Raw genomic sequence first — 19,849 nt, 5'->3', positions numbered from 1 at the left:
TCATGAGAGTTGAATTGGTCAGAACAAAAAACTTATCGCTGGAAGTTGACTATACTGCTGAAGATTTTGACTATTATTCAAATATAATACTGGAATTGGTGGATTTGAAAAAGAAGACGAAAACAATGATATTTAAAGATAATTTGTTGGAGTTGTACAACATTGTGCGTCGTTACAAAGATGAGGGAATTCCGGAACTTCCGCAGGAGATTGATGATCATTCACTGGGTGTCATGTTGAATGATATTTACCAGAATGATAGTGAGGACAAAAATAATATAGAGAAATATTGTGCTTATATATCTTTAGACTGCGCGACATGGCTTTTCTGTAAAGAAAAAACATTCCGGTTGCAGATTACGCCAATGTATCAAGATGAAGCTGATTACAAAGAATTTAGAAAAAAATGTTGTACTGTTTTTGCTTCGGAAATAGATAGTGAGGAATTAAAAAGAATAGCAGATAGTATTGAGGAATTATATAAAAAGCTAATGTGAATCCATTGGGGATGTAATTGATCCAATGGTAGAGCTATATAAGGAAACTAAATGATCAAACTGACAACTGACAGGCTTATCCTGCGCGATTATTGCGAGGAGGATTTCGAAGCTTATTACAAATTAAAAACTGATGAAGAAACGATGTACTACATGCAGGACATTAAGCTTGGTTCTCGCGAAGAGGGCAAAAAAGATTTCGCTGATGTGCTTGCAGATATGAAGAGCGAACATCGAAAGTTCTTTTTCCTTCATATGGAACTTAAAGAAACGCATGAGCAGGTGGGAAGCATCGGATATACCGTTGTCGATGAAACACCGATTGGGAAGATAGTTCATCTTGGTTACTTCACATACAAGAAGTTCTGGGGAAATGGTTACACATCCGAAGCGCTCGGGAAACTTCTGGAGTTTGCATTTACCAAGGACAACGTATACAGAGTTACAACAGGTTGTCTAAAAGAAAATGTGGGTTCCGAAAAGGTCATGATTAAAAACGGACTGATCAAGGAAGCGGAGCACATAGATTATGAGTGGCATGACGGAAAGATGAAGACACGCTTGGAGTACAGGTTGCTTAAGAGGGAGTGGAAAAAATGGTCCAATAGGTTCGCCTCGAAGGGCCATTACTAATATCCTGCAACTATTTTTTCTATGTATTTGTGTATTATATAAAGAAAAACAAATAATAAAAGCGTTACTATATGCTGCATTGTAGAATGACAGAAACCGGGAGGAAACACATGGCAAGAGACTTAAGCTTTTGGAAAGAAAACAAAAATACCAATAACAGCTGCTCAGAGACATATAAAAACCTTTCGAACGAAGTGTATCTGGACTATGTTTCGGAACTTCCGATTGAGCAGATATTAAATGATGTAAGCACAACCTTTTCCGATTGGACCAAACTCGATGAAAAGAATTATGAAAAGGGCGATGCTGCGATTGAGATTTTTACAACCAAGCAGTTTTGCAGATTTGATTGTTATAGCGTGACTGAAGAAGACATGAATAAGATCATGGATATAATGTTCAAATATGATTGTCCGCTATATGATTCGGCTATAGATGTAAGATTTGCGTGATGATGAAGAATAGAAAGACTGTGAAAAAGGGAACTGTATCAAAAGATAATTAGAGAGTGTATTACGACTATGACAAACCAAATACGAGTGGAAACGGATGACGATTTACTATACATGGAGAATAATAAAATCCACGCCAATGTGAATTCAAAAGAATATGTTTATGACGTGTCGGCAGTAGAGAAGCTTGTAATTTTGACTACAGATATGGGGCCTTTTTATGATGACATGGGGCTTGCTGTCGATGTTGGGAATAATAATGTGATCTTTATCATGTCAGAGCATAGATGTTTTAAACCATTTTTATTTGAACAGATCGGTAAGGCATTGCCTATCGATTATCAGAAAGTAATCGACGCGTCCGCATGTACAGATAGAAAAGTATTTGAAATTTATAAAAAAGAACAGAGTGCATAATGGACAATTATTATGATTGGAGTAGAAAATGTATGATGATCTGAGAAGAATAATTGAGAAAGCGGGAGATATAGTTGATTTTGCTTCGTATGGAGAAGGAGTGTCTGATGCTTGGATAGAAGCAGCAGAAAGAAGGCTTGGAGTTGAATTTCCTAAGTCTTATAGATGGTGGCTAAAGAATTATAATGGCGGAGAAGTATGTGGAGAAGAGATTTATAGTGTGTATGGGATTGATTTCGAAGAGGTTGTTGGAGGCGATATCGTATATATAAATGAGCTAAGCAGAAAAAATGATCCTACTTTTATGGATAAATTGGTGATTTCAGAAACAGACGATGAAATGTTTTACTTTGATTTATCGAATGGATTGATAGAAAATGAATATCCGATTTATGAGTTCTATAGTAAAACATTATACGCTCCTTCTTTTGCTGAATTTTTGAAAAAGAAAATAATGGATATGGAGTTTGGGAATGAAATTGGAAATTGATGAAAAACTGGTCGAGATCATTCAAAGTGCAACTGAAAAGGCTTTACTCAAACTGTTTGAAGAGCACAATGAAAGCTTTTATTATTGTTCTCTTATAACAACCGGAGAAGGATTATGCCCTATAATCTCGGCATGGTCAAAGGAGGCTTTGGAGAGAGTTGCAAATGAGAGTGATGATGTAGAAGAGGCTAAATACTATTTAAAATGGTCTTATTCGGAAACTCCGTATTTTGCGTATGGCGAGGAATTTTTTGAAGATGTAAATAACGTGTTTATAGATAGAATGAACAAGTTGAAAACTTCGGAAGAAATGCATAGAGAAGTTCAACTAAGAATTAATTCAATGGAAAAAGTAATGCACAATCTGGACGCAAAAGGTATGTTTGGCCGACGAGAACAACGATTAAATATCGTTATAAATGCCGAGTTTATGCCGCCGGATTATACTAATACTGAGAGAGCATTAAGATTAAATCCTCAAGAGGCATTAAAAGAATGGTTGGAAGAAGCTGCGGAATAATACGCAGGAGGAAGAAATGGATTACACAGAGACAAGTAAATTTCTTAGTCTGATCTTAAGGCATAAGCCGGAAGTAATCGGGATAAGCCTTGATGAGCATGGCTGGGCTAATGTAGATGAGTTAATAGAAGGAATGGCCAAAGAGTATCCGATTGATAAAGATATTCTTGAGCAAATAGTGGCTAGCGATTCTAAGCAAAGGTATTCTTTCAATGAGGATAAGACGCTTATAAGAGCAAATCAGGGTCATTCCATCATGGTGGATGTTGAGCTTGATGAGCTCGAACCGCCTGAGATTCTTTGGCACGGTACCGGAGAGAAATTTGAGAAAAGCATTGATGAGCAAGGGCTGATTCCCAAAAGCAGATTATACGTTCATTTATCATCTGATATTGAAACCGCTACGAAGGTAGGGCAGCGACATGGGAAACCGGTTCTTTATAAAGTCCTTTCGAAAAAGATGTATGATGACGGCTACAAGTATTATTTATCCAAGAACGGAGTGTGGCTTACTAAACAGGTACCAAGCAGTTATTTAACAAAGGAAGAATGAATTCTGTGAATATATTCAATGATTATCAACAATATAGAGAAGCAGGTCCGGATGAGATAAAAAAGTATGAGGGGATATTACCCTCGGAGTTATTGGATGTTTGGCGTGATTATGGATTCGGACAAATGCTTGATGGTTATATCAAAATAATCAATCCGGATGAATATAAAGAGATTTTAAGAGAATCATATTTCAGAGCAGAAGAGGCAATCCCTATAATGATGACGGCCTTTGGAGATGTCATTACATGGGAAGATAATCGATATATTAGAATGATCTGTTTTAAGGATGGAGTATTTAAAGGATTAGGAGCTGGCTTTAAATATTTCTTTTCTAATATGTTGGATGAAGACTTTCAAAAAGATTTTTTTGAACCGGATCTGTTTAAGTGTGCGAATGAAAAACTTGGAAAACCGGAGTTTGACGAATGTTACGGTTTCGTGCCTTTATTAGGACTTGGCGGAAAGAGAAGCGCCGACAATTTAGAAAAGGTTAAGGTAAAAGAATATATAGCAATAATAGCGCAAATGATTGGGAAGATAGAAAAAACGCAATAATTATGAATGAAAATATAAGAAGAAAAAAACAGGAGATAACAAATAAAAAAATATATAAAAAATACAGTGATCTAGACTGTATAAGGATTTTAAATACAAAAGAACGAGATGATGTTGATAAAGTTTTCATCAATGCATTGGATGAAATTAGGAGGCTTGAATATAGTAAATCGTTTACAACAGAGTATTTTGATAATCCTTATGAATATATAGATTATTTATATGAAAATTTGAAATTAAATAAGAGAAACATTAAGTGGTTGATTCCCGGTTTTGGAGGAGGAAGTAAATGGTATGAGGTTATCGTAATTGATATCAAAGAATTTTTTCATACCTATTTTGAGAACGAAATGTTCAGTGATTTTTCTGCAATAGATTTAGAAAATAGAGTGATATTTGAGATTGAGAGCGGTGAAGAAGCTATAGAGTATTATTTAAAAAAATATAAATAGTTTTCTATCTGCATTAGTTTAAAAAAGATGATGGTATGTTTATTAAATATGATGAGTATGAATTAAATAATTTTTTTGAAAAAGAACCTATTTCTATTGGTAATGTTTCTTCCGGCGAGTTTATTTATTCATATATGGATTGCGATTTTAAGCTTGTAATGACTGTTTTGGTTTATGAGCAAATCGTGAGTATTGCAATTAGTTATTGCAAAAAGACTATTTGTAATATAAAAATCGCCGGGATAGATAGAATAGAAAGTGGCGATGATGCGTTATACATATATACTAATGAAAACAAAGTATATGTGCTAAAGAAGAAACCTATAGTGGGACTTATTCAAGAGTAATAGGGAATGGTATCAATTGGAGATTGATGCTAAAGGCTTCTTTTCTCATAGGATTTAGCTTTAAGATTTACAAAAGGGGTGGTAATAATGGTTATAGGAGATCCATACGTTATAGCAGTTATTTTTGAGAATATTAGAGAATGGAATGATGATTACAATTATACCAATGGAATATTGGCATTTTCTATGGACGGAATTCTTTTTCCGGGTGAAGCATTAAATGCAACTTTAAGTGGGGAGTTACGTGATTTATCAAAAATGTTGGAAACTATTCCGCAAAATGATGAAGTGTTTGGGTTAGAAAAAAGTGTGAGCTTTGCAAAACTATACGACATGATTTTTCCTGAAGATTGGTGGAATGAGGATGGAAACCCTGAATATAATATTACACCGATGACTTTGCAAGATAAAAAATACTATATCTTTGCAGTTGGAAGTGGAGATAAAGTAAGATTATTGTATGCAAAGATTAAATACGATTTTGAAGAATCACGGCATTATTGGGATGATGCCGATATTCACGAATGGGTTGTAGAAAGGGAAGCTTTGAATAAAATTGCAAATAGATTGAAAAATCTTACGGAAGCTGATTTGGACTTTTCTGATTAAGTAAAAGAGCAATCTTCTGTTTGGGTAATGTGAGATAAAAATATGGATTTAGAATATACAAAAACCAAAATAGAATGGATACACAATGGCAAAAAAATAGAGCGTAATATAGAAGGCATAGATTATGCGTATTCAATAAAAGATTATGTGTGTGTGAAGACATATGATAATAATCAATTTGAATATTATTATATGGATTTAGAAGGGAATAATATATGCAAATATGATGAAAGTGGAAATTTGACTATATCAACAGAAAGCGGAGAATACAAGGAAAAATTTGGGAAAATACATGGGGTAAATCTAATTGACACCCAAATATATGTCATGACTAATGGCGAAGATATATGGATATATGACAGAGAAGCTATTTGTATAGGGAAGATAGAGCCACCGGAAGGCTTCAGGTATTATTATTTTGGGAGTGGAGAAGGATTAGAGGCCGTTTGTCAAGCTAATCCTGAACTTGCTGACCAATATGGACGTGTAGATTATAGATTTCAATATAATTTTGAAAACAGTAAATGGAAGAAGATTTGTTTTGCGTATTAGTTTGAGGTAGAGAAATCACTCCAATAGTAATGAAAGAGCATAATGTATGACAGAAACAAATTATTATTATGACGAAAATAATATTATAGAAAAAGTATCATTAGAAAACATGACTATCTGCGTAGTTAAAGGCAAAGATGGTGATGAAAATGATAATGTATACTGCTTTGATTCCGACATGAGGGTTATATGGAGAATTAAACAGGTTCCAACAGAGATTGGCGGTACGGCGAGAAGCCCATATGTTGGTGTTAGTTATACAGAAGGAAGTTGTAGAGTAATAGATATTTATGGAAGGAGTTTTGCCATAGATATCACTAATGGAGAAATACTTTCAATGCGTATAGTTAAATAGTGTGGAAAGGTGATTTTGTATACCGGCTATAGTTACTGATGAGAAAGGTGTTCATACCTATTATTGATGCACGAATGAATATGAATATTATAGAATTTATTGAAAAATATGATATAGCAATTGCTGTAAAAGTAGATATAAAAAATAAAAGATTTGAAATTATCAAGAGGGATGTCGAACTGGAATCCTATGATCTATTTGAGCAATTAATTTTGTTCGGAAATGTAGATAGTATAGTTGCAAATGTTGAGGGGATGATATTACCAAGAATATGGACACAAGGTGATTCCAAATGTGTTCTTTGTAAAAAAAGTAAAGAACAAATAATCGCTTTGTTTTATGACAAACGTATGGATGCTAAGGAACATTTTTTTTATGCAAAACAGTTAGATACAATAATGAATTCAAACATTGAGTGGTGATTGCATATGTTGATATCAAAGTTTGGAAAAGAATAGGTTAAGTACAGAAAGCTTATAGAGTGGGAATAATGGAAAATCTAAGTAAAGATTTAGAAAGAAAAATAAATGAAGTAATACTTCTCTTAGAAAATGAAATAAAAACTCGGGATAGAGGAGTCGGTGTTTATAAGGAGCTATTAAGAATATACACAGAATCCATGGAAGAATGCAGGAAAGGAAATCTGTTAGGGGTCCGAATCAAAGGAACACTGAGAATTCTATATGATAATTTGGCTAATGGAAATGAAGAATTAGAAAAAAGGATGGATGAAGCGATTTGCTTGCTGGCTTCAATGAGGAAAAATGGATAAGTAACTATTTAAGACGTTAAAGGAGATTTACAGATATGTATGAATTGAAACTTCCGAGTGTTTTGAAAAACATGTGCATTGTGTATCTTGTTTTTGGGATTATTTTTTCTTCAATAATGATGATTGCATCAAGGAGCACAGATACTGTAACCCGAGGTCATTTTTATATTGGGTTTACGCTTATTGCTATAGGAATCATTGGATTAGTCTTTTGCAGGAATTGGAAGATGACCGTTACCCCCAAAACAATAGCGCATACCAATATCTTTGGGATTACCAAAGAGTATTCAAAAGATGATATAGAAAAAGTTTCTATTGGAAGCAAAAAGGAATTAATAATACGTTTCTCTAAAGGGAAAGTTACTGTCGATCGAGCAGTAACAAATTATTCCCGCTTGGTGGAAGAGTTACATAAATGAGCAAGCTTAACAACGTAAACTATGTAATTGATAATTATGACGCTAATCTGATTCTTGCGGATTCACTGTGGATGATGCCCGGAGATGAAGTCAATGTCGAAGGCAAAAAAGCTTTTATTATCAAAAGAGGGCTACTAGGAAAAATACTTATAGTGCCCGACTTGTCTTTTGATGAATATAGTGTCTTATACAAAAGCGTGCTTTCCCATTGTGAGGATTTGAAAAAGAACTATAAAGCAGGAAGAGTCTTGTTTGTAGTAAAGGTGAATTCTGTAGATGACAAAATATTGGAGCATCTAAAGGGCGTACTTGCACTGGATAAGGTGTTCACAAGCGGAGGCTCTTTTCAGGTGACATTTATCGATTGCAATGACAAAAAGGGCTACTTTGGCGGAACCAAAGAGCCGGGAAAGACTTTATTATATAGGGATACTTGGAAATATCTATTGGAGAAGACATGAAGATATTAGTAGTTGGCGGAACAAGATTTTTTGGCATTCCTATGGTGAATGCGTTGATAGATGCGGGGCACGACGTGACGGTCGCAACGCGCGGAAACAACGAGCTTAGCTTCAAAGGAGGCGTCAAGCATATCGTTATGGACAGAACGGATGCCGATAGTGTCATAAGAGCTGTCGAAGGCAGTAGCTTTGATGTTGTGATCGACAAGATTGCATATAGTTCAAATGATGTGAAGGCTCTTTTGCCCAATATAAAGTGCGATAAGTATATTCAGATGTCGACGTGCTCGGTTTATGCGGAAGATAAGCCTTGCATAAATGAAAAAGAGTTTGACGCGGCGGCACACCCGCTTGTTTGGGCGGACAGAACGCAGGATTACGGCGAGTCCAAGAGGCAGGCTGAGAGAGCTGTCTATGAGTTTATGGATGCGGATAAGTGTGTCTTTGTGAGATACCCGGTTGTTATGGGAGAGAACGATTACACCGGAAGGCTTCGCTTTTATGTTGAGCATGTAATGAAGGGTATTCCTATGTATGTGGATGATCGCGACTTCGCGATTTCTTTTATCAATGAAAAAGAAGCGGGAGAGTTCCTTGCTTTCTTGGCGGACAAAGCAGTGAGTGGGCCGATTAACGGCTGCTCTAGGGGTACGATCAAGATTTCCGAGCTTATAGATTACATTGAAAAGAAAACGGGCAAGGCAGCAGTTTACAGTAATGACGGCGACGCTGCTCCGTACAATGGCCTTCAAAATGACATGAGTTATGATACCGGTAAGGCGAAGAGCCTTGGCTACGAGTTCTCGGAGCTTGGCGATTGGATATATGAGCTGATCGATCATGAGATTGCTAAGGTGGGATGAGCTATTAAAAAGTGTTTGAATCCTAGTATTTAGGAGGGCAACGATCATGGAAAAGAAGAATCAAGATAAGAAGAAACTAAAAGAAATCGAGCTTAAGCAGAATAAGTACGCCGAGAAGATATCCGCAGTTCCGGCAGAAGAACTTGCCAAGGCGTTCAAATCTCTTTTGGCGAAAGATAAGGATGAGAAATGAAACAATATATTGTAGATGCATTTACAGATGAGCTTTTTCATGGGAATCAGGCGGCGGTATGTGTGCTTGATGAGTGGTTGTCAGAAGAACTAATGATGAATATCACTAAGGAAAATAATTTTTCCGAGACGGCGTTTACCGTTAAGAGCGTGGATGGTTATGATCTTAGGTGGTTTACTCCGGGAGGAGAAATCAATTTATGCGGTCATGCGACGTTGGCGACATCATATGTCCTTTTTAATTTCTATGAGAAAGATGCAGGTGATCTTACTTTTCATACCATGAGCGGAGATTTATTCATCCATAGGCAGCAGGATGAGATTGTTATGGATTTTCCGGCATATAAACTTAACGAGATACCTGTTAATGAGCAGATGACGAAGGCGATGGGACATAAGCCAAGTAGGGCGTTTATAGATCGTGATCTTTTGCTGGTATATGAAGATGAAAAGATAATTCGCGAGATGAAGCCTGATTTTGACGAGGTGCTGCTTCTTGACGGGGACGGAGTAGGTGTGACGGCTCAGGGAAAAGAGTATGATTGTGTATCGCGCTTTTTTACTCCAAAGGATAAGATAAATGAAGATCCGGTAACCGGTTCGGTACATTGTATGATAGCACCATACTGGGCAGAACGCCTTGGTAAAAATGATATTCATGCATACCAAGCTTCAGAACGAGGCGGCAGTTTGGAGTGTAAAGTTCAAGGTGACCGAGTTGTTATTTCCGGAAAAGCAGTGTTGTATTCGATTGGGGAGTTGTTTGTGAGTTGAATGAACTCCGGAGCAGTGGGTGGCGTTCCATTTTGGAACGCGAAGCAAATGAGGTGGGATATGCCATTAGTTAGAATTGAGATGATAAAGGGCAAAAGCCCTGATTATAAAAAAGAGATCTTGGATATCGTTCACGACGGTTTGGTAGAGGCACTGGGCATTGAGGACTGGGACAGGTTTCAGAGGATCATCGAGATAGAAAAAGAAAATTTTGAGCTGCCGGAGGGCAAGACTGAGGATTTTCTTTTGATTGAGCTGACTCTTTTTCCCGGAAGAACAAAAGAGCAGAAGAAAGCCGTTATAGAAATGATTACGAATAGCCTGGGTAGTAAGCTTGGGGTAAAAGAGACTGATGTTTTTATGATCATCAACGAGCCGCCGCTTGAAAACTGGGGGCTCGCGGGGAAACAGAAGGGGTAAAATTAAAATGACAACAAAAGAGGTTTTAGAAATAGCGATGCGCCAGTCGGCGGAAGACAACGGCTGTCGCGCTGAAGATTTTGTATCTGATAAGAATGTGGTATTTCCGTTTAAGCTTGGGAAGAATGCGCGTAAGTACTACATGGAGCCGATAACGTGCAACCTTATTTCCTACGGAAGTAACGTTGTCGCGGCGGTGTCGGATGAAGTCGCGGAGCTTGTGAAGGAGTACACAGACAAGTTTGAGTTCTATCACTGTTTTGAGACGCCGAACATGCATTGGCTAAATGAGAGGCTTGAAAAGCTTGGGCACAGAGTGTGTTTTATGGCGGAGTATTTTTTGCCTAATGTTGAAAATATGCCGGAGCTTGATTGCCCGTACGAGACTAGGATTCTTGGGCCTGAAGATTTCAAGGATCTGTATTTGCCACAGTGGAGCAATGCTATCTGCAGTGCCCGCAAGGAACGTGATGTGCTTGGGGTAGGAGCGTACGACAATGATAAGCTTGTTGGGCTGGCGGGATGCTCGGCTGATTGCGATGATATGTGGCAGATCGGAGTTGATGTTCTGCCTGAGTATAGGCGAAACGGAATCGCGTCCGCTCTGACAAATAAGCTGGCAAAAGAAATCTTGGCACGCGGAAAGGTGCCTTTTTACTGCTGTGCCTGGTCAAATATCAGGTCGGCGCGAAATGCGATAAGAAGCGGACTTTTGCCCGCGTGGGTTGAGATGACGGCAAAGCCTATTGATATCGTAAATGAAATGAATGCTTGAATAATAAGGGGATGAGCTAGCTCATCCCCTTATGAAAGGACCTGATTTTGGAAAAAGACTACAAGATTATTATGGCGACGGAAGAAGATCGCGATGAGATAATGGCGCTTTATAAGGCGCAGATAGGGAGAGAGTTGTGCCCGTGGGATGAGGATTATCCTTCGCATGATACGATTGATGCGGATTTTGCGCGCGACGGACTTTTTGTTTTAAAAGAAGCGGGAAAGATAAAAGCTGCGATTTCGGTTGAAGAAGATGTGGAAGTGGATAAGCTTCCGTGCTGGGATAAGAGGCTGGAACCCGAGGGAGAGCTTGCGAGGCTCGCGGTTTTGCCTGATGAGCAGAACAAGGGGCTTGCGAGGATAATGCTTAAATATGGCATGGATGAGCTGAAAAGGCGTGGCTTCAACGGTATCCACATACTCGTAGGAAAGCATAATACCAAGGCAATTCGCTCGTATGCGGTGTTTGGCTTTGATGAAGTCGGTGAGTGCCACTTGTACGACCAGGATTTCCTGTGCTATGAAAAGAAACTGTAAAAGGAGCCCAAGCTTTTGAACACAAAGAAAAATCCGTTACAAAACAAATTCATAGTGTGTCTTTTGGCGGTTCTGTGTTGTCTTTTATGGGGCAGCGCTTTTCCGAGCATAAAAACAGGATACAAGATGTTCGAGATAGGAGCGCAGGACAGCGTTTCTCAGATTCTTTTTGCAGGAATAAGGTTTTCGCTTGCGGGAGTGCTGACGATCATCTTTGGAAGCCTCATTCAGAAGAAAGTTCTTTTTCCGAAAAAGACATCATGGAAGATGGTCTGCACGTTGAGTGTATTTCAGACGATACTACAATACATTTTCTTTTATATAGGACTGGCGCACGCATCGGGAGTTAAATCATCGATAATTAACGGAATGACCACGTTCTTTGCAATCTTGCTTGCATGTCTTGTAAGAAAGCAGGAGCGTCTGTCTTTGGACAAGATCATCGGATGTATCCTCGGAACGGCGGGAGTCATCATAGTGAGCCTTTCGGGCGGAAGCGTCGGCGCGGGATTTGCGTTTAACGGTGAAGGCTTTATCCTGATCGCTGCGGTATCCTATGCGATCTCATCGGTCATGATAAAAGAGTTTTCGGTAAAAGAAAACCCTGTAACGCTAAGCGGTTATCAGTTCGTGATAGGTGGCCTTGCTATGGTCATGATAGGACTTATGGCAGGCGGCCGAATACATCTTACAAATCCTGTGGGAATTATTCTCATTATCTACATGGCGCTGATATCCTCGGTTGCATATTCTTTATGGGGGATTCTTCTTAAGTACAACCCGGTATCGTCAGTTACGATATATGGGTTTTCCAATCCAATCTTCGGAGCTCTTTTGTCCGCACTTTTCCTTGCGGAGTGGGATAAACTCAGTGTTTGGTATGTTGTCGCGCTTGCACTTGTGAGTCTTGGAATTTATGTCGTAAACAGAGAGTGATTTTTAATAGAAAAACACCTGATTTGCATAATTATAAAAGTATTATAAACACACGAAAATGCGTTTGCGGAGTGATATAATTTTAGTGTGGACATTTTTTTATGGAGGGCTTTTTTATGCAGGAAAATCACTTAAAACGAACTTGTAAACTACTATTTATCATTCACGCAATTACGACATTCTTTTCCATGGTCGGACTAATCTCACAGCTTGCGGTTGCAGCACTTCCTCCCATTATGGGAATTTTACCGCTTGTTCTTATTATTGTGGTTTTCATTGCGGATTCACTTTATCATTTTATTGCCCAAAACGGACTGAAGTACATGAGACTTGTAGCAATCACGTATTCAGTCGTTTACTTTGCGATGCTTAACAGTGGAAACACCGCAACGACATATCCTTACATGATCCCGTTCCTTATCATGTTCCTTATGTCGCTTGATAAATTAAGTGTGAGGGTCGGAGTTATAGGATTTGCGATTTCCAATTTGGTTCGTGTAATCCTGACAATCTCATCTACCGCAGATATTACCGCGGATATTGAGCTTATCATGATCGAGACGATCATTACGATACTTACAACAGTGACGATCCTCAAGGGACATACACTTCTCACGAAATTCTTCACTGATTCACTTAACGAGGTTACTTCGGTTTCGGATAAAAATAAGACTATCACAAGCAAGATCACTGAGGTTGCAGAGAGCGTAGCTGAAGACGCCGAATCAATGGGGGATGCACTTAAGACAATCGAAGAATCAGCTACACTTCTTAATGATACGATGAGCAATATCATGGACGGAACTCAGCATACAGCAGAAGCGATCACCAATCAGACCGTGCAGACACATGATATCCAGGATATCATTGATGATACCAAGAAGAGTGCCGAAAGGGTTGACGGCATAAATGCTGAAGCTGCAGAGGCTCTTAAGGAAGGTATGGGTGTTATGGAGTCCTTGTTTGAAGAAGCAGAGAAAGCCAGAAAGGCCGGAGAAGATCTTCAAACAGCGGCTGACGAGCTTCGTTCCAATACCGACGATGTAAGCGGAATTACCAGCATTATCCTTTCAATCTCATCACAGACCAACCTCCTTGCTCTTAATGCTAGTATCGAGGCTGCAAGAGCAGGTGAAGTAGGTAAAGGCTTTGCGGTAGTTGCTGATGAGATCAGAAACCTTGCGGAGCAGACCAAGAAACAGACAGAGAATATCACAAGTATCATCGAGGTTCTTACTGCTAACGCCGATACCGTTGCGAATTGTGCTACCACAAGTTCACAGTCGGCTAATCGCGAGACTGAATATACACAGAACGCATCCAAGAAATTCGAATTTATTCAGGAGAAGCTGTCTGAACTTGGCGAAGCGATCAGTGATATCAGTAATTACATTTCATCCCTCAGCAGCTCCAACAACGAGATCGTTGACAGTGCAAGTACATTGTCGGCAACCAGTGAGGAGATCAGCGCAAGCTCTGCTGAAGCAGCTAAGGCAAGTACCAAGAACGTTGAACTTATCGAGCAGTTCAAGGATTCTATGGAAGGTATCATTGCAAAGATCACTGAGCTTCAGAGTTATACTCAGGGATAACATAAGACTATCAGTAAAAAGATATTGTGCCGAGGGCGAAAAGCTCTCGGCATTTTTTATTGTATAATGATATGAGCAGCGGTTAATAAAATTAAATTAAAGTTAAGAGCTGTTCACTACCGCTCCAAACCTGAGACAGATATAATGAGTGACATAACCGGTTATATAAAAGGAAAGATTGGAGAAAATTATGCAGATAAATGAAATCATAAGGAAATACAGAAAAGAAAAGAATCTTACACAGGAGGAAATGGCTAACAGATTAGGCGTTACAGCGCCTGCCGTAAACAAGTGGGAAAGCGGTGCATCTATGCCGGATATAGCTCTTTTGGCTCCCATAGCAAGGCTTCTTGGGATAACACTTGATGAGCTCCTTTCATACAATGAGAATCTCACTGAAATAGAGAAAGCTAATATCATCCAAGAGATTTTCGGGATCCTGAACACGGAAAAACCCGATGTTGTTTACCAAAAGATTGTGGACATTGTAAGAGAGTATCCCAATGCAGGAAGCTTGATCCTTAATCTTACAACCATGTTTAATACCAGAACTTTTATCATGACCGGCAAGGAAAGGGGCAAGTACGATAAATGGATCCAAAGCTCCTATGAAAATCTATTACTGACAAGTGATGAAAAGATAAAGCTGCAGGCGGCAGACGGCTTGTATTCGTTTCACATAACAAGGGGGAATTTTGAGGATGCCAAGGAGTGCCTTGAGTACTATCCTGAGAATGATCCTGACAGAAAAAGAAAGCTTGCAACGATCTACTCAGGCACCGGTAAATATGAGGAAGCGTATAAGGCGCTTGAAGAGGAGCTTTTTTCAAAGTATCAGGCCTTAACCGTATTGCTTCATGAGATCACTATGGTAGCGTGCAAGACGGAGAACTATGATAAGGCCAAGGCGATCGTTGAAAAAGAGAGTGCGCTTGAAGATCTCTTTGACATGGGAGAATACCATAAGAATGCCGGACGACTTACTCTTGCGGTCGCAATGAAGGATTCCAAAAAGGCGCTTGAGCTAATGGAGCTGTTATTTACTAACGCCGGCTCTATGATGGATTACACGAAATCGAGTTTGTATGAGCACATGACCTTTAATGGAGTTGCGCCGGGCGTGTCTGATATGATAATCTCTACTCTGCTTAAGCATTATTGCGAAGATGATGACTACGAGTTTATCAGAAAAACTCCCGAGTGGGAGACATTTAAAAAGAAATGGGAAAAAGGATGAGTAAAGAATTATCAGAAATGTCATTAGAGGAGCTGTGGCAGCTGTTTCCGATATTTCTTGTAGCACCAAATGAAAAGTGGGAGCAAGAATATCAGGAAATAGAAAAGCAGATAAAAGAGGTATTAAAAGAGCTATCTGTAGTCAGGATCAGTCACGTTGGAAGTACTTCGATAAAAGGTATCTGGGCAAAAGATATTGTGGATGTGCTTGTGGAAATAGCTAAAGATCAAGATCTTCAGACGGTTTTAACACTGATGGAACAGAACGGCTTCACCGCAATGTGGACTGATGAGCGCCATATTTCATTTAATAAAGGCTATACCAAAGATGGATTTGCGGACAAGGTTTATCATGTGCACGTAAGATATTCCGGCGACAACGACGAACTTTATTTCCGAGATTATCTTAATGAACATCCGGAAATAGCCAAAGAATATGAAATGATGAAGCTGGAGCTTTGGAAAAAGTATGAGCATGATCGAGATGCTTATACAGAAGCAAAGTCTGATTTTATCAAGAAGTGGACAAAGGAAGCTCGAAAAGCGTACGGAGATAGATATATTTAACTCGACTTTGGTGAGCAAAATAATGTTATACTGTTTACATGGTTTCTTGTTTTGCAGTAAGAAAACAGCATTGTATCAATGGTGTAAACGCAGCGTAGAAAGTCAGTAAAATCGCGCGTTTTAGCCGGTAAACGATTCGTCGGTTGTTATTATCATCTGTAGGCCATACGATAGCAATCGAAGGAGGTGAAAAAATGGATGCAGAAAAATTCGGTTGCTTTGTAGCTGACAGAAGAAAAGAATTGAACATGACCCAGAAGGATCTTGCTGCAAAAATCCATGTGACTGACAAGGCGATCAGCAAGTGGGAAAGAGGTTTAGGTTTTCCGGACATAAATACAATAGAATATCTGGCTGATGCCTTAGGTGTATCCATTACGGAACTTATGAAGTCAGAGAAGATAAATGAAAGTACTATGATGGATGAAACTGTAGATAGTGTTATTCAGGTCGCCAAAAAAGATATCGAAGAGCGGCACAAGATAATCATCTACACCTTTGCGGGAACGGCTGTGCTGATAACGATCCTTGAAATCCTTATGAGCATAAGTTGGAACGCGGAAAAACTGCAGTTTACCGCCAGTGTTCCGTGGGCAGCGATCATGCCGGGATTCTTATTGATCATCTACGGTCTTATCTGTAAGCTTCGAGGCAAACAATCATTTGGCGCCGCAGCGATAGGGCTCTGTATGATATTGATACCTATTATCCTTACAGGCGGTGCATTTTTGATACTCGGGATAATGACAGGGTGAAGTTTTGGCAACAAAAGGTTACGTAGTTAAATATGAATTATGATGGGAGTAAGACAGTAATTGGCCGTGGTGCTCAGGCGGAGGTCCTGAGCTACCATGGCTATGCTTATAAAGTAAATGCAACATTTCCGGCAGGGGAAATGTGTAATAAGTAGAGTGAAAAAAGGGGGAGAGCAGTATGGGAATGGAATCAATAATTATAAAACCTTTGACACCTGAATTGAAGGATGATTATTTGGACTTTTTTGATAACCGTGCCTTTTCCGATGGCAATCCAAACGGGCCATGTTATTGCACATCCCCGAATCAGGACGAAGAAAATATCAAGCAGATGGTCAGTGAGTTTAAAGAATTTGGGGTAAAAGAAACACTGCGTAGATATGCGACAGAAATGCTTGATAAGAACGAGATCCACGGATACTTGGCTTATGACGGAAAGCTTGCTGTGGGATGGTGTAACGCGGCGGACATGGACAGTTACGCAGGATTTGTACCGGATTTTGCAAGAAAGAATACCTGCGGAAAAACTGTTTCTATAGTTTGTTTTGAGATTGCACCCGGATACCGCGGAAAGGGACTAGCGTCCGCATTTATAGAAAAAGTTTGCAATGATGCAAGATCAAATGGATATGTTGCAGTTGAGGGATATGCCATACTTTCAGATAAACGCAATGATTTTGATTACCAAGGTCCGATCAGACTATATCAGAAGGCCGGATTTGTTGAAGTTATGAGGGAAAAAGAACAAGTGGTCATGCGTAAAATGCTGGGGTAATGGCATAGGATAAATAACAAATAGAAAAAATACATGGGATAAAGTTTACAAGGTAGAAGACGGTTATGGAGTTTAATAAGACTATATTGGAAAGTGATTATGAGATCATAGAAGATGGTATAAAAGCTGTTGCAACGCCTAACAGTGATTTCTTTGTAGATCCGGACAGTAATAAGTCTGTAGCTAATGCGCCATTCTTTTATGAGGAGGTTACGGGAGATTTTGTTCTTAAAGCCAGAGTTTCCCATGACTTTGTGTCAACCTATGATGCCTGCGTGTTATTTGCATTTGATAATGAGCGTTTATGGGCAAAGGCATGTTTCGAATATACGGATTATGGCACCCATTCTGTAGTTTCTGTTATGACAAACGGACGATCAGATGATGCAAATTCTGTAGACATCGAAGGAAATGAAGTTTGGCTGCAGCTTGCCAGAAAAGGAAATTTGTTTGGGATTCATTACTCGATCGATGGTAAAGAATTTAGAATGGCTCGCCTGACCAACCTTCCGATGGGTGACACAATAAAGGTTGGACTTGTGGCGCAGTCTCCAATGGGCGAGGGCGGAGATCGTTACTTTAGAGATATAGAATTAAAAAGAATATCATTGAAGAATATTCGTAACGGTAACGAGAAATCAGACTTATGAGTATTTAATATTTGATATCGTTATATGAATTTGAGGATATAAAACCATTTCATAAGGCTAGTTATCTTGGGTAGAGGTAGCTGGTCTTTTTCACTATTTTGGCAGCAACTATTAACTTTTCAAAAAAGAGGCGGACATTGCATATTGTTCTTTAAAAAACAATTATTAAAGAATGATATATATACAATCATTCTTTAATATGATAGAATTAAAGAACGATATGAAAGGCGGTGATATATATGGAATATTCAATTGAATCGCTGAAAAAGATTATAGAATCGAATGATGGAATTGTTTCTGCTAAGAAATTGGGTGATGAAGGAGTTTCGAGACTTGCACTATACCATGCTTTGGTGGCGGGATTAATTGTAAAGGAATCGCATGGAAACTATGTATTAGCTGATAATCAACCTGATGAATATCGAATGATACAGAATCGTTCTCCTAAGATGATTTATTCACATGGAACTGCTTTATTTTTGCATGGACTCTCAGATCGAGTTCCGCATGAATTAGATATTACAGTTCCTCAGGGAGATAATGTTTCTCGTATAAAAAAAGATTATGAGAATACGAGATTCCACTACTGCAAAAAAGATTTGTGGTTTTTAGGGATCACTGATGCTGTAACTCCCCAGGGATATGAAGTAAAGATATACGATTTAGAGCGTTGTATCTGCGACTTAATTCGTGATAAAAAAACTGTTGATAATCAGATATACACGCAGGCAATGAAGGGGTATTTTTCCTCCAAATGTAATCCAAGAAAGATAGTTAGGTATGCCAGACAATTTAATATTGAATCAAAAGTCAGGACATACATGGAGGTTTTATAGTGAAAGAACGCACTCCGGAACAGTTAAAAGGTCAGATAAGACATTTTGCAACTCAGCGAGGTTTACAATCTCAAGAAGTATTGCAGATGTTCTTGCTGGAGAGAGTACTGGAAAGATTATCCGCTTCGAAGTACTCCGGGAATTTTATTCTAAAAGGCGGAATGCTTATTTCATCCATGATGGGTGTAATGGAACGAACAACGATGGATATGGATACCACGGTTAAAGGAATTAATATGGATGAAGATGAAATTAGTAACATCATAAAGGAAATATTACTAATAGATGTTGGTGATGGCATAAGATTTGAGTTTGAAAAGTTGGAGCCAATTCGTGAAGATGATGATTATAATAACTTTAGGGCTTACTTTACAGCTTATTATGGTAAGATAGCTAACAAAATGAAAATTGATATCACGACTGGTGATGAAATCACTCCAAGAGCTATAAAATATGAGTATAAGACAATTCTTGATGATGATGTGATTGAGGTGGTTGCATATAACCGAGAAACAATCTTGGCTGAAAAATACGAGACAATTATTCGAAGAAATATTGGTACTTCAAGAGCAAGAGATTTTTATGATCTGCATATGTTTTATCATATGTATGCAAATATGATAGATTTCAAAACTTTGGAAGAGGCTATTCACAGAACAGCCAGAAAGCGAGGTTCCGAGGAGGAACTTAAGGATTGGAAAGGAATATGCGAAGATATGAGAGTAGATGATCCTTTAAGAACTTTATGGCTTAATTATCAAAAAGCAAATAAGTATGCTAGTGTGGTTGATTTTGATTCAACTCTTACTACGGTAGAAGAGATTTCATTAAAAACAAATATGTAGGATACTAA

At 38.6% G+C, this 19,849-nt stretch carries 32 protein-coding genes; all 32 read left to right on the top strand.

Annotated elements, in window-relative coordinates; all coding sequences use genetic code 11:
* Nucleotides 1–2: 2 nt before the first annotated feature.
* The 32 genes from D6853_RS09555 (at nt 3) to D6853_RS09405 (ending at nt 19,841) form a co-directional block, all read left to right on the top strand.
* On the top strand, nt 3–497 hold the full coding sequence (locus D6853_RS09555) for a hypothetical protein (protein ID WP_120657772.1): 495 nt from the start codon (nt 3–5) through the stop codon (nt 495–497).
* A 51-nt stretch (nt 498–548) separates the two neighbouring features.
* On the top strand, nt 549–1,130 hold the full coding sequence (locus D6853_RS09550; RefSeq protein WP_120657771.1) for a GNAT family N-acetyltransferase: 582 nt from the start codon (nt 549–551) through the stop codon (nt 1,128–1,130).
* Between the two features lie 110 nt (nt 1,131–1,240).
* Nucleotides 1,241–1,582: a hypothetical protein gene (locus D6853_RS09545; RefSeq protein WP_120657770.1), complete on the top strand. Its 342-nt coding sequence runs from the start codon at nt 1,241–1,243 to the stop codon at nt 1,580–1,582.
* A gap of 114 nt (nt 1,583–1,696) precedes the next feature.
* The gene (locus D6853_RS09540) at nt 1,697–1,999 is read left to right on the top strand and encodes a hypothetical protein (RefSeq protein ID WP_243108332.1); all 303 of its coding nucleotides are present in this window, start codon (nt 1,697–1,699) and stop codon (nt 1,997–1,999) included.
* A 28-nt stretch (nt 2,000–2,027) separates the two neighbouring features.
* A complete protein-coding gene (locus D6853_RS09535; protein ID WP_120657768.1) occupies nt 2,028–2,489 on the top strand; it encodes an SMI1/KNR4 family protein in 462 nt (153 codons plus the stop codon).
* Nucleotides 2,473–3,009 (top strand): DUF4303 domain-containing protein, encoded by a 537-nt coding sequence (locus tag D6853_RS09530; RefSeq protein WP_120657767.1) that lies wholly within the window; start codon nt 2,473–2,475, stop codon nt 3,007–3,009. The genes D6853_RS09535 and D6853_RS09530 overlap by 17 nt, the downstream gene beginning before the upstream one ends.
* A gap of 16 nt (nt 3,010–3,025) precedes the next feature.
* Nucleotides 3,026–3,562: an RNA 2'-phosphotransferase gene (locus D6853_RS09525; RefSeq protein WP_120657766.1), complete on the top strand. Its 537-nt coding sequence runs from the start codon at nt 3,026–3,028 to the stop codon at nt 3,560–3,562.
* 5 nt (nt 3,563–3,567) lie between these two features.
* Complete coding sequence (locus D6853_RS09520) at nt 3,568–4,119, top strand: T6SS immunity protein Tdi1 domain-containing protein (protein ID WP_243108331.1); 552 nt, start codon at nt 3,568–3,570, stop codon at nt 4,117–4,119.
* Between the two features lie 2 nt (nt 4,120–4,121).
* Nucleotides 4,122–4,571 (top strand): hypothetical protein, encoded by a 450-nt coding sequence (locus tag D6853_RS09515; protein WP_120657764.1) that lies wholly within the window; start codon nt 4,122–4,124, stop codon nt 4,569–4,571.
* A gap of 35 nt (nt 4,572–4,606) precedes the next feature.
* Nucleotides 4,607–4,918, top strand: coding sequence for a hypothetical protein (locus tag D6853_RS09510; protein WP_120657763.1), 312 nt, complete (start codon nt 4,607–4,609; stop codon nt 4,916–4,918).
* Nucleotides 4,919–5,005: 87 nt separating this feature from the next.
* Nucleotides 5,006–5,527 (top strand): Imm42 family immunity protein, encoded by a 522-nt coding sequence (locus D6853_RS09505; RefSeq protein ID WP_120657762.1) that lies wholly within the window; start codon nt 5,006–5,008, stop codon nt 5,525–5,527.
* A 42-nt stretch (nt 5,528–5,569) separates the two neighbouring features.
* Nucleotides 5,570–6,079, top strand: a complete 510-nt coding sequence (locus D6853_RS09500; protein WP_120657761.1) for a hypothetical protein — start codon at nt 5,570–5,572, stop codon at nt 6,077–6,079.
* A gap of 46 nt (nt 6,080–6,125) precedes the next feature.
* Nucleotides 6,126–6,434, top strand: coding sequence for a hypothetical protein (locus D6853_RS09495; RefSeq protein ID WP_120657760.1), 309 nt, complete (start codon nt 6,126–6,128; stop codon nt 6,432–6,434).
* Nucleotides 6,435–6,508: 74 nt separating this feature from the next.
* Entirely contained in the window at nt 6,509–6,856 is a 348-nt protein-coding gene (locus D6853_RS09490) for a hypothetical protein (protein ID WP_147367735.1), read from the top strand.
* 68 nt (nt 6,857–6,924) lie between these two features.
* Complete coding sequence (locus tag D6853_RS09485; protein WP_120657758.1) at nt 6,925–7,206, top strand: hypothetical protein; 282 nt, start codon at nt 6,925–6,927, stop codon at nt 7,204–7,206.
* Between the two features lie 35 nt (nt 7,207–7,241).
* On the top strand, nt 7,242–7,625 hold the full coding sequence (locus D6853_RS09480) for a hypothetical protein (RefSeq protein WP_120657757.1): 384 nt from the start codon (nt 7,242–7,244) through the stop codon (nt 7,623–7,625).
* On the top strand, nt 7,622–8,086 hold the full coding sequence (locus D6853_RS09475) for a hypothetical protein (protein ID WP_120657756.1): 465 nt from the start codon (nt 7,622–7,624) through the stop codon (nt 8,084–8,086). Before D6853_RS09480 ends, D6853_RS09475 begins: the two co-directional genes overlap by 4 nt.
* Nucleotides 8,083–8,949 carry an NAD-dependent epimerase/dehydratase family protein gene (locus tag D6853_RS09470; protein WP_120657755.1) on the top strand — a complete coding sequence of 289 codons (867 nt, stop codon included), beginning with the start codon at nt 8,083–8,085 and terminating at the stop codon, nt 8,947–8,949. Before D6853_RS09475 ends, D6853_RS09470 begins: the two co-directional genes overlap by 4 nt.
* A 46-nt stretch (nt 8,950–8,995) precedes the next feature.
* Nucleotides 8,996–9,142 carry a hypothetical protein gene (locus tag D6853_RS15295; protein ID WP_158588713.1) on the top strand — a complete coding sequence of 49 codons (147 nt, stop codon included), beginning with the start codon at nt 8,996–8,998 and terminating at the stop codon, nt 9,140–9,142.
* On the top strand, nt 9,139–9,915 hold the full coding sequence (locus D6853_RS09465) for a PhzF family phenazine biosynthesis protein (protein ID WP_120657754.1): 777 nt from the start codon (nt 9,139–9,141) through the stop codon (nt 9,913–9,915). Before D6853_RS15295 ends, D6853_RS09465 begins: the two co-directional genes overlap by 4 nt.
* Nucleotides 9,916–9,975: 60 nt before the next feature.
* Nucleotides 9,976–10,335 carry a tautomerase family protein gene (locus tag D6853_RS09460; protein WP_199713019.1) on the top strand — a complete coding sequence of 120 codons (360 nt, stop codon included), beginning with the start codon at nt 9,976–9,978 and terminating at the stop codon, nt 10,333–10,335.
* A gap of 7 nt (nt 10,336–10,342) precedes the next feature.
* A complete protein-coding gene (locus D6853_RS09455) occupies nt 10,343–11,110 on the top strand; it encodes a GNAT family N-acetyltransferase (protein WP_120657753.1) in 768 nt (255 codons plus the stop codon).
* A gap of 47 nt (nt 11,111–11,157) precedes the next feature.
* Nucleotides 11,158–11,649 (top strand): GNAT family N-acetyltransferase, encoded by a 492-nt coding sequence (locus D6853_RS09450; RefSeq protein ID WP_243108330.1) that lies wholly within the window; start codon nt 11,158–11,160, stop codon nt 11,647–11,649.
* A gap of 15 nt (nt 11,650–11,664) precedes the next feature.
* Nucleotides 11,665–12,585 carry a DMT family transporter gene (locus D6853_RS09445; protein WP_243108329.1) on the top strand — a complete coding sequence of 307 codons (921 nt, stop codon included), beginning with the start codon at nt 11,665–11,667 and terminating at the stop codon, nt 12,583–12,585.
* Between the two features lie 116 nt (nt 12,586–12,701).
* Entirely contained in the window at nt 12,702–14,177 is a 1,476-nt protein-coding gene (locus D6853_RS09440) for a methyl-accepting chemotaxis protein (RefSeq protein ID WP_158588712.1), read from the top strand.
* Between the two features lie 190 nt (nt 14,178–14,367).
* A complete protein-coding gene (locus D6853_RS09435) occupies nt 14,368–15,414 on the top strand; it encodes a helix-turn-helix domain-containing protein (protein WP_120657751.1) in 1,047 nt (348 codons plus the stop codon).
* Complete coding sequence (locus tag D6853_RS09430) at nt 15,411–15,980, top strand: GrpB family protein (RefSeq protein ID WP_120657912.1); 570 nt, start codon at nt 15,411–15,413, stop codon at nt 15,978–15,980. The genes D6853_RS09435 and D6853_RS09430 overlap by 4 nt, the downstream gene beginning before the upstream one ends.
* Nucleotides 15,981–16,174: 194 nt before the next feature.
* Nucleotides 16,175–16,735: a helix-turn-helix domain-containing protein gene (locus D6853_RS09425; protein ID WP_120657750.1), complete on the top strand. Its 561-nt coding sequence runs from the start codon at nt 16,175–16,177 to the stop codon at nt 16,733–16,735.
* A gap of 178 nt (nt 16,736–16,913) precedes the next feature.
* Complete coding sequence (locus D6853_RS09420) at nt 16,914–17,510, top strand: GNAT family N-acetyltransferase (RefSeq protein WP_120657749.1); 597 nt, start codon at nt 16,914–16,916, stop codon at nt 17,508–17,510.
* A 65-nt stretch (nt 17,511–17,575) separates the two neighbouring features.
* Nucleotides 17,576–18,160 carry a DUF1349 domain-containing protein gene (locus D6853_RS09415; protein ID WP_120657748.1) on the top strand — a complete coding sequence of 195 codons (585 nt, stop codon included), beginning with the start codon at nt 17,576–17,578 and terminating at the stop codon, nt 18,158–18,160.
* Between the two features lie 239 nt (nt 18,161–18,399).
* Complete coding sequence (locus D6853_RS09410; protein WP_120657747.1) at nt 18,400–18,996, top strand: type IV toxin-antitoxin system AbiEi family antitoxin domain-containing protein; 597 nt, start codon at nt 18,400–18,402, stop codon at nt 18,994–18,996.
* Nucleotides 18,996–19,841 (top strand): nucleotidyl transferase AbiEii/AbiGii toxin family protein, encoded by an 846-nt coding sequence (locus D6853_RS09405; protein WP_243108328.1) that lies wholly within the window; start codon nt 18,996–18,998, stop codon nt 19,839–19,841. The genes D6853_RS09410 and D6853_RS09405 overlap by 1 nt, the downstream gene beginning before the upstream one ends.
* The last annotated feature ends 8 nt before the right edge of the window (nt 19,842–19,849 follow it).

It is taken from the genome of Butyrivibrio sp. X503, from assembly GCF_003625475.1.
GTDB lineage: Bacteria > Bacillota > Clostridia > Lachnospirales > Lachnospiraceae > Butyrivibrio.
This window is presented reverse-complemented; position numbering and strand designations above follow the sequence as displayed.

Excerpts from the sequence above, each read along its gene's own strand:
- D6853_RS09555 (WP_120657772.1), top strand. The coding sequence starts at position 3 with ATGAGAGTTGAATTGGTCAGAACAAAAAACTTATCGCTGGAAGTTGAC.
- D6853_RS09550 (WP_120657771.1), top strand. The coding sequence starts at position 549 with ATGATCAAACTGACAACTGACAGGCTTATCCTGCGCGATTATTGCGAG.
- D6853_RS09545 (WP_120657770.1), top strand. The coding sequence starts at position 1,241 with ATGGCAAGAGACTTAAGCTTTTGGAAAGAAAACAAAAATACCAATAAC.
- D6853_RS09540 (WP_243108332.1), top strand. The coding sequence starts at position 1,697 with ATGGAGAATAATAAAATCCACGCCAATGTGAATTCAAAAGAATATGTT.
- D6853_RS09535 (WP_120657768.1), top strand. The coding sequence starts at position 2,028 with ATGTATGATGATCTGAGAAGAATAATTGAGAAAGCGGGAGATATAGTT.
- D6853_RS09530 (WP_120657767.1), top strand. The coding sequence starts at position 2,473 with ATGAAATTGGAAATTGATGAAAAACTGGTCGAGATCATTCAAAGTGCA.
- D6853_RS09525 (WP_120657766.1), top strand. The coding sequence starts at position 3,026 with ATGGATTACACAGAGACAAGTAAATTTCTTAGTCTGATCTTAAGGCAT.
- D6853_RS09515 (WP_120657764.1), top strand. The coding sequence starts at position 4,122 with ATGAATGAAAATATAAGAAGAAAAAAACAGGAGATAACAAATAAAAAA.
- D6853_RS09510 (WP_120657763.1), top strand. The coding sequence starts at position 4,607 with ATGTTTATTAAATATGATGAGTATGAATTAAATAATTTTTTTGAAAAA.
- D6853_RS09505 (WP_120657762.1), top strand. The coding sequence starts at position 5,006 with ATGGTTATAGGAGATCCATACGTTATAGCAGTTATTTTTGAGAATATT.
- D6853_RS09500 (WP_120657761.1), top strand. The coding sequence starts at position 5,570 with ATGGATTTAGAATATACAAAAACCAAAATAGAATGGATACACAATGGC.
- D6853_RS09495 (WP_120657760.1), top strand. The coding sequence starts at position 6,126 with ATGACAGAAACAAATTATTATTATGACGAAAATAATATTATAGAAAAA.
- D6853_RS09490 (WP_147367735.1), top strand. The coding sequence starts at position 6,509 with ATGAATATGAATATTATAGAATTTATTGAAAAATATGATATAGCAATT.
- D6853_RS09485 (WP_120657758.1), top strand. The coding sequence starts at position 6,925 with ATGGAAAATCTAAGTAAAGATTTAGAAAGAAAAATAAATGAAGTAATA.
- D6853_RS09480 (WP_120657757.1), top strand. The coding sequence starts at position 7,242 with ATGTATGAATTGAAACTTCCGAGTGTTTTGAAAAACATGTGCATTGTG.
- D6853_RS09475 (WP_120657756.1), top strand. The coding sequence starts at position 7,622 with ATGAGCAAGCTTAACAACGTAAACTATGTAATTGATAATTATGACGCT.
- D6853_RS09470 (WP_120657755.1), top strand. The coding sequence starts at position 8,083 with ATGAAGATATTAGTAGTTGGCGGAACAAGATTTTTTGGCATTCCTATG.
- D6853_RS15295 (WP_158588713.1), top strand. The coding sequence starts at position 8,996 with ATGGAAAAGAAGAATCAAGATAAGAAGAAACTAAAAGAAATCGAGCTT.
- D6853_RS09465 (WP_120657754.1), top strand. The coding sequence starts at position 9,139 with ATGAAACAATATATTGTAGATGCATTTACAGATGAGCTTTTTCATGGG.
- D6853_RS09460 (WP_199713019.1), top strand. The coding sequence starts at position 9,976 with ATGCCATTAGTTAGAATTGAGATGATAAAGGGCAAAAGCCCTGATTAT.
- D6853_RS09455 (WP_120657753.1), top strand. The coding sequence starts at position 10,343 with ATGACAACAAAAGAGGTTTTAGAAATAGCGATGCGCCAGTCGGCGGAA.
- D6853_RS09440 (WP_158588712.1), top strand. The coding sequence starts at position 12,702 with ATGCAGGAAAATCACTTAAAACGAACTTGTAAACTACTATTTATCATT.
- D6853_RS09435 (WP_120657751.1), top strand. The coding sequence starts at position 14,368 with ATGCAGATAAATGAAATCATAAGGAAATACAGAAAAGAAAAGAATCTT.
- D6853_RS09430 (WP_120657912.1), top strand. The coding sequence starts at position 15,411 with ATGAGTAAAGAATTATCAGAAATGTCATTAGAGGAGCTGTGGCAGCTG.
- D6853_RS09425 (WP_120657750.1), top strand. The coding sequence starts at position 16,175 with ATGGATGCAGAAAAATTCGGTTGCTTTGTAGCTGACAGAAGAAAAGAA.
- D6853_RS09420 (WP_120657749.1), top strand. The coding sequence starts at position 16,914 with ATGGGAATGGAATCAATAATTATAAAACCTTTGACACCTGAATTGAAG.
- D6853_RS09415 (WP_120657748.1), top strand. The coding sequence starts at position 17,576 with ATGGAGTTTAATAAGACTATATTGGAAAGTGATTATGAGATCATAGAA.
- D6853_RS09410 (WP_120657747.1), top strand. The coding sequence starts at position 18,400 with ATGGAATATTCAATTGAATCGCTGAAAAAGATTATAGAATCGAATGAT.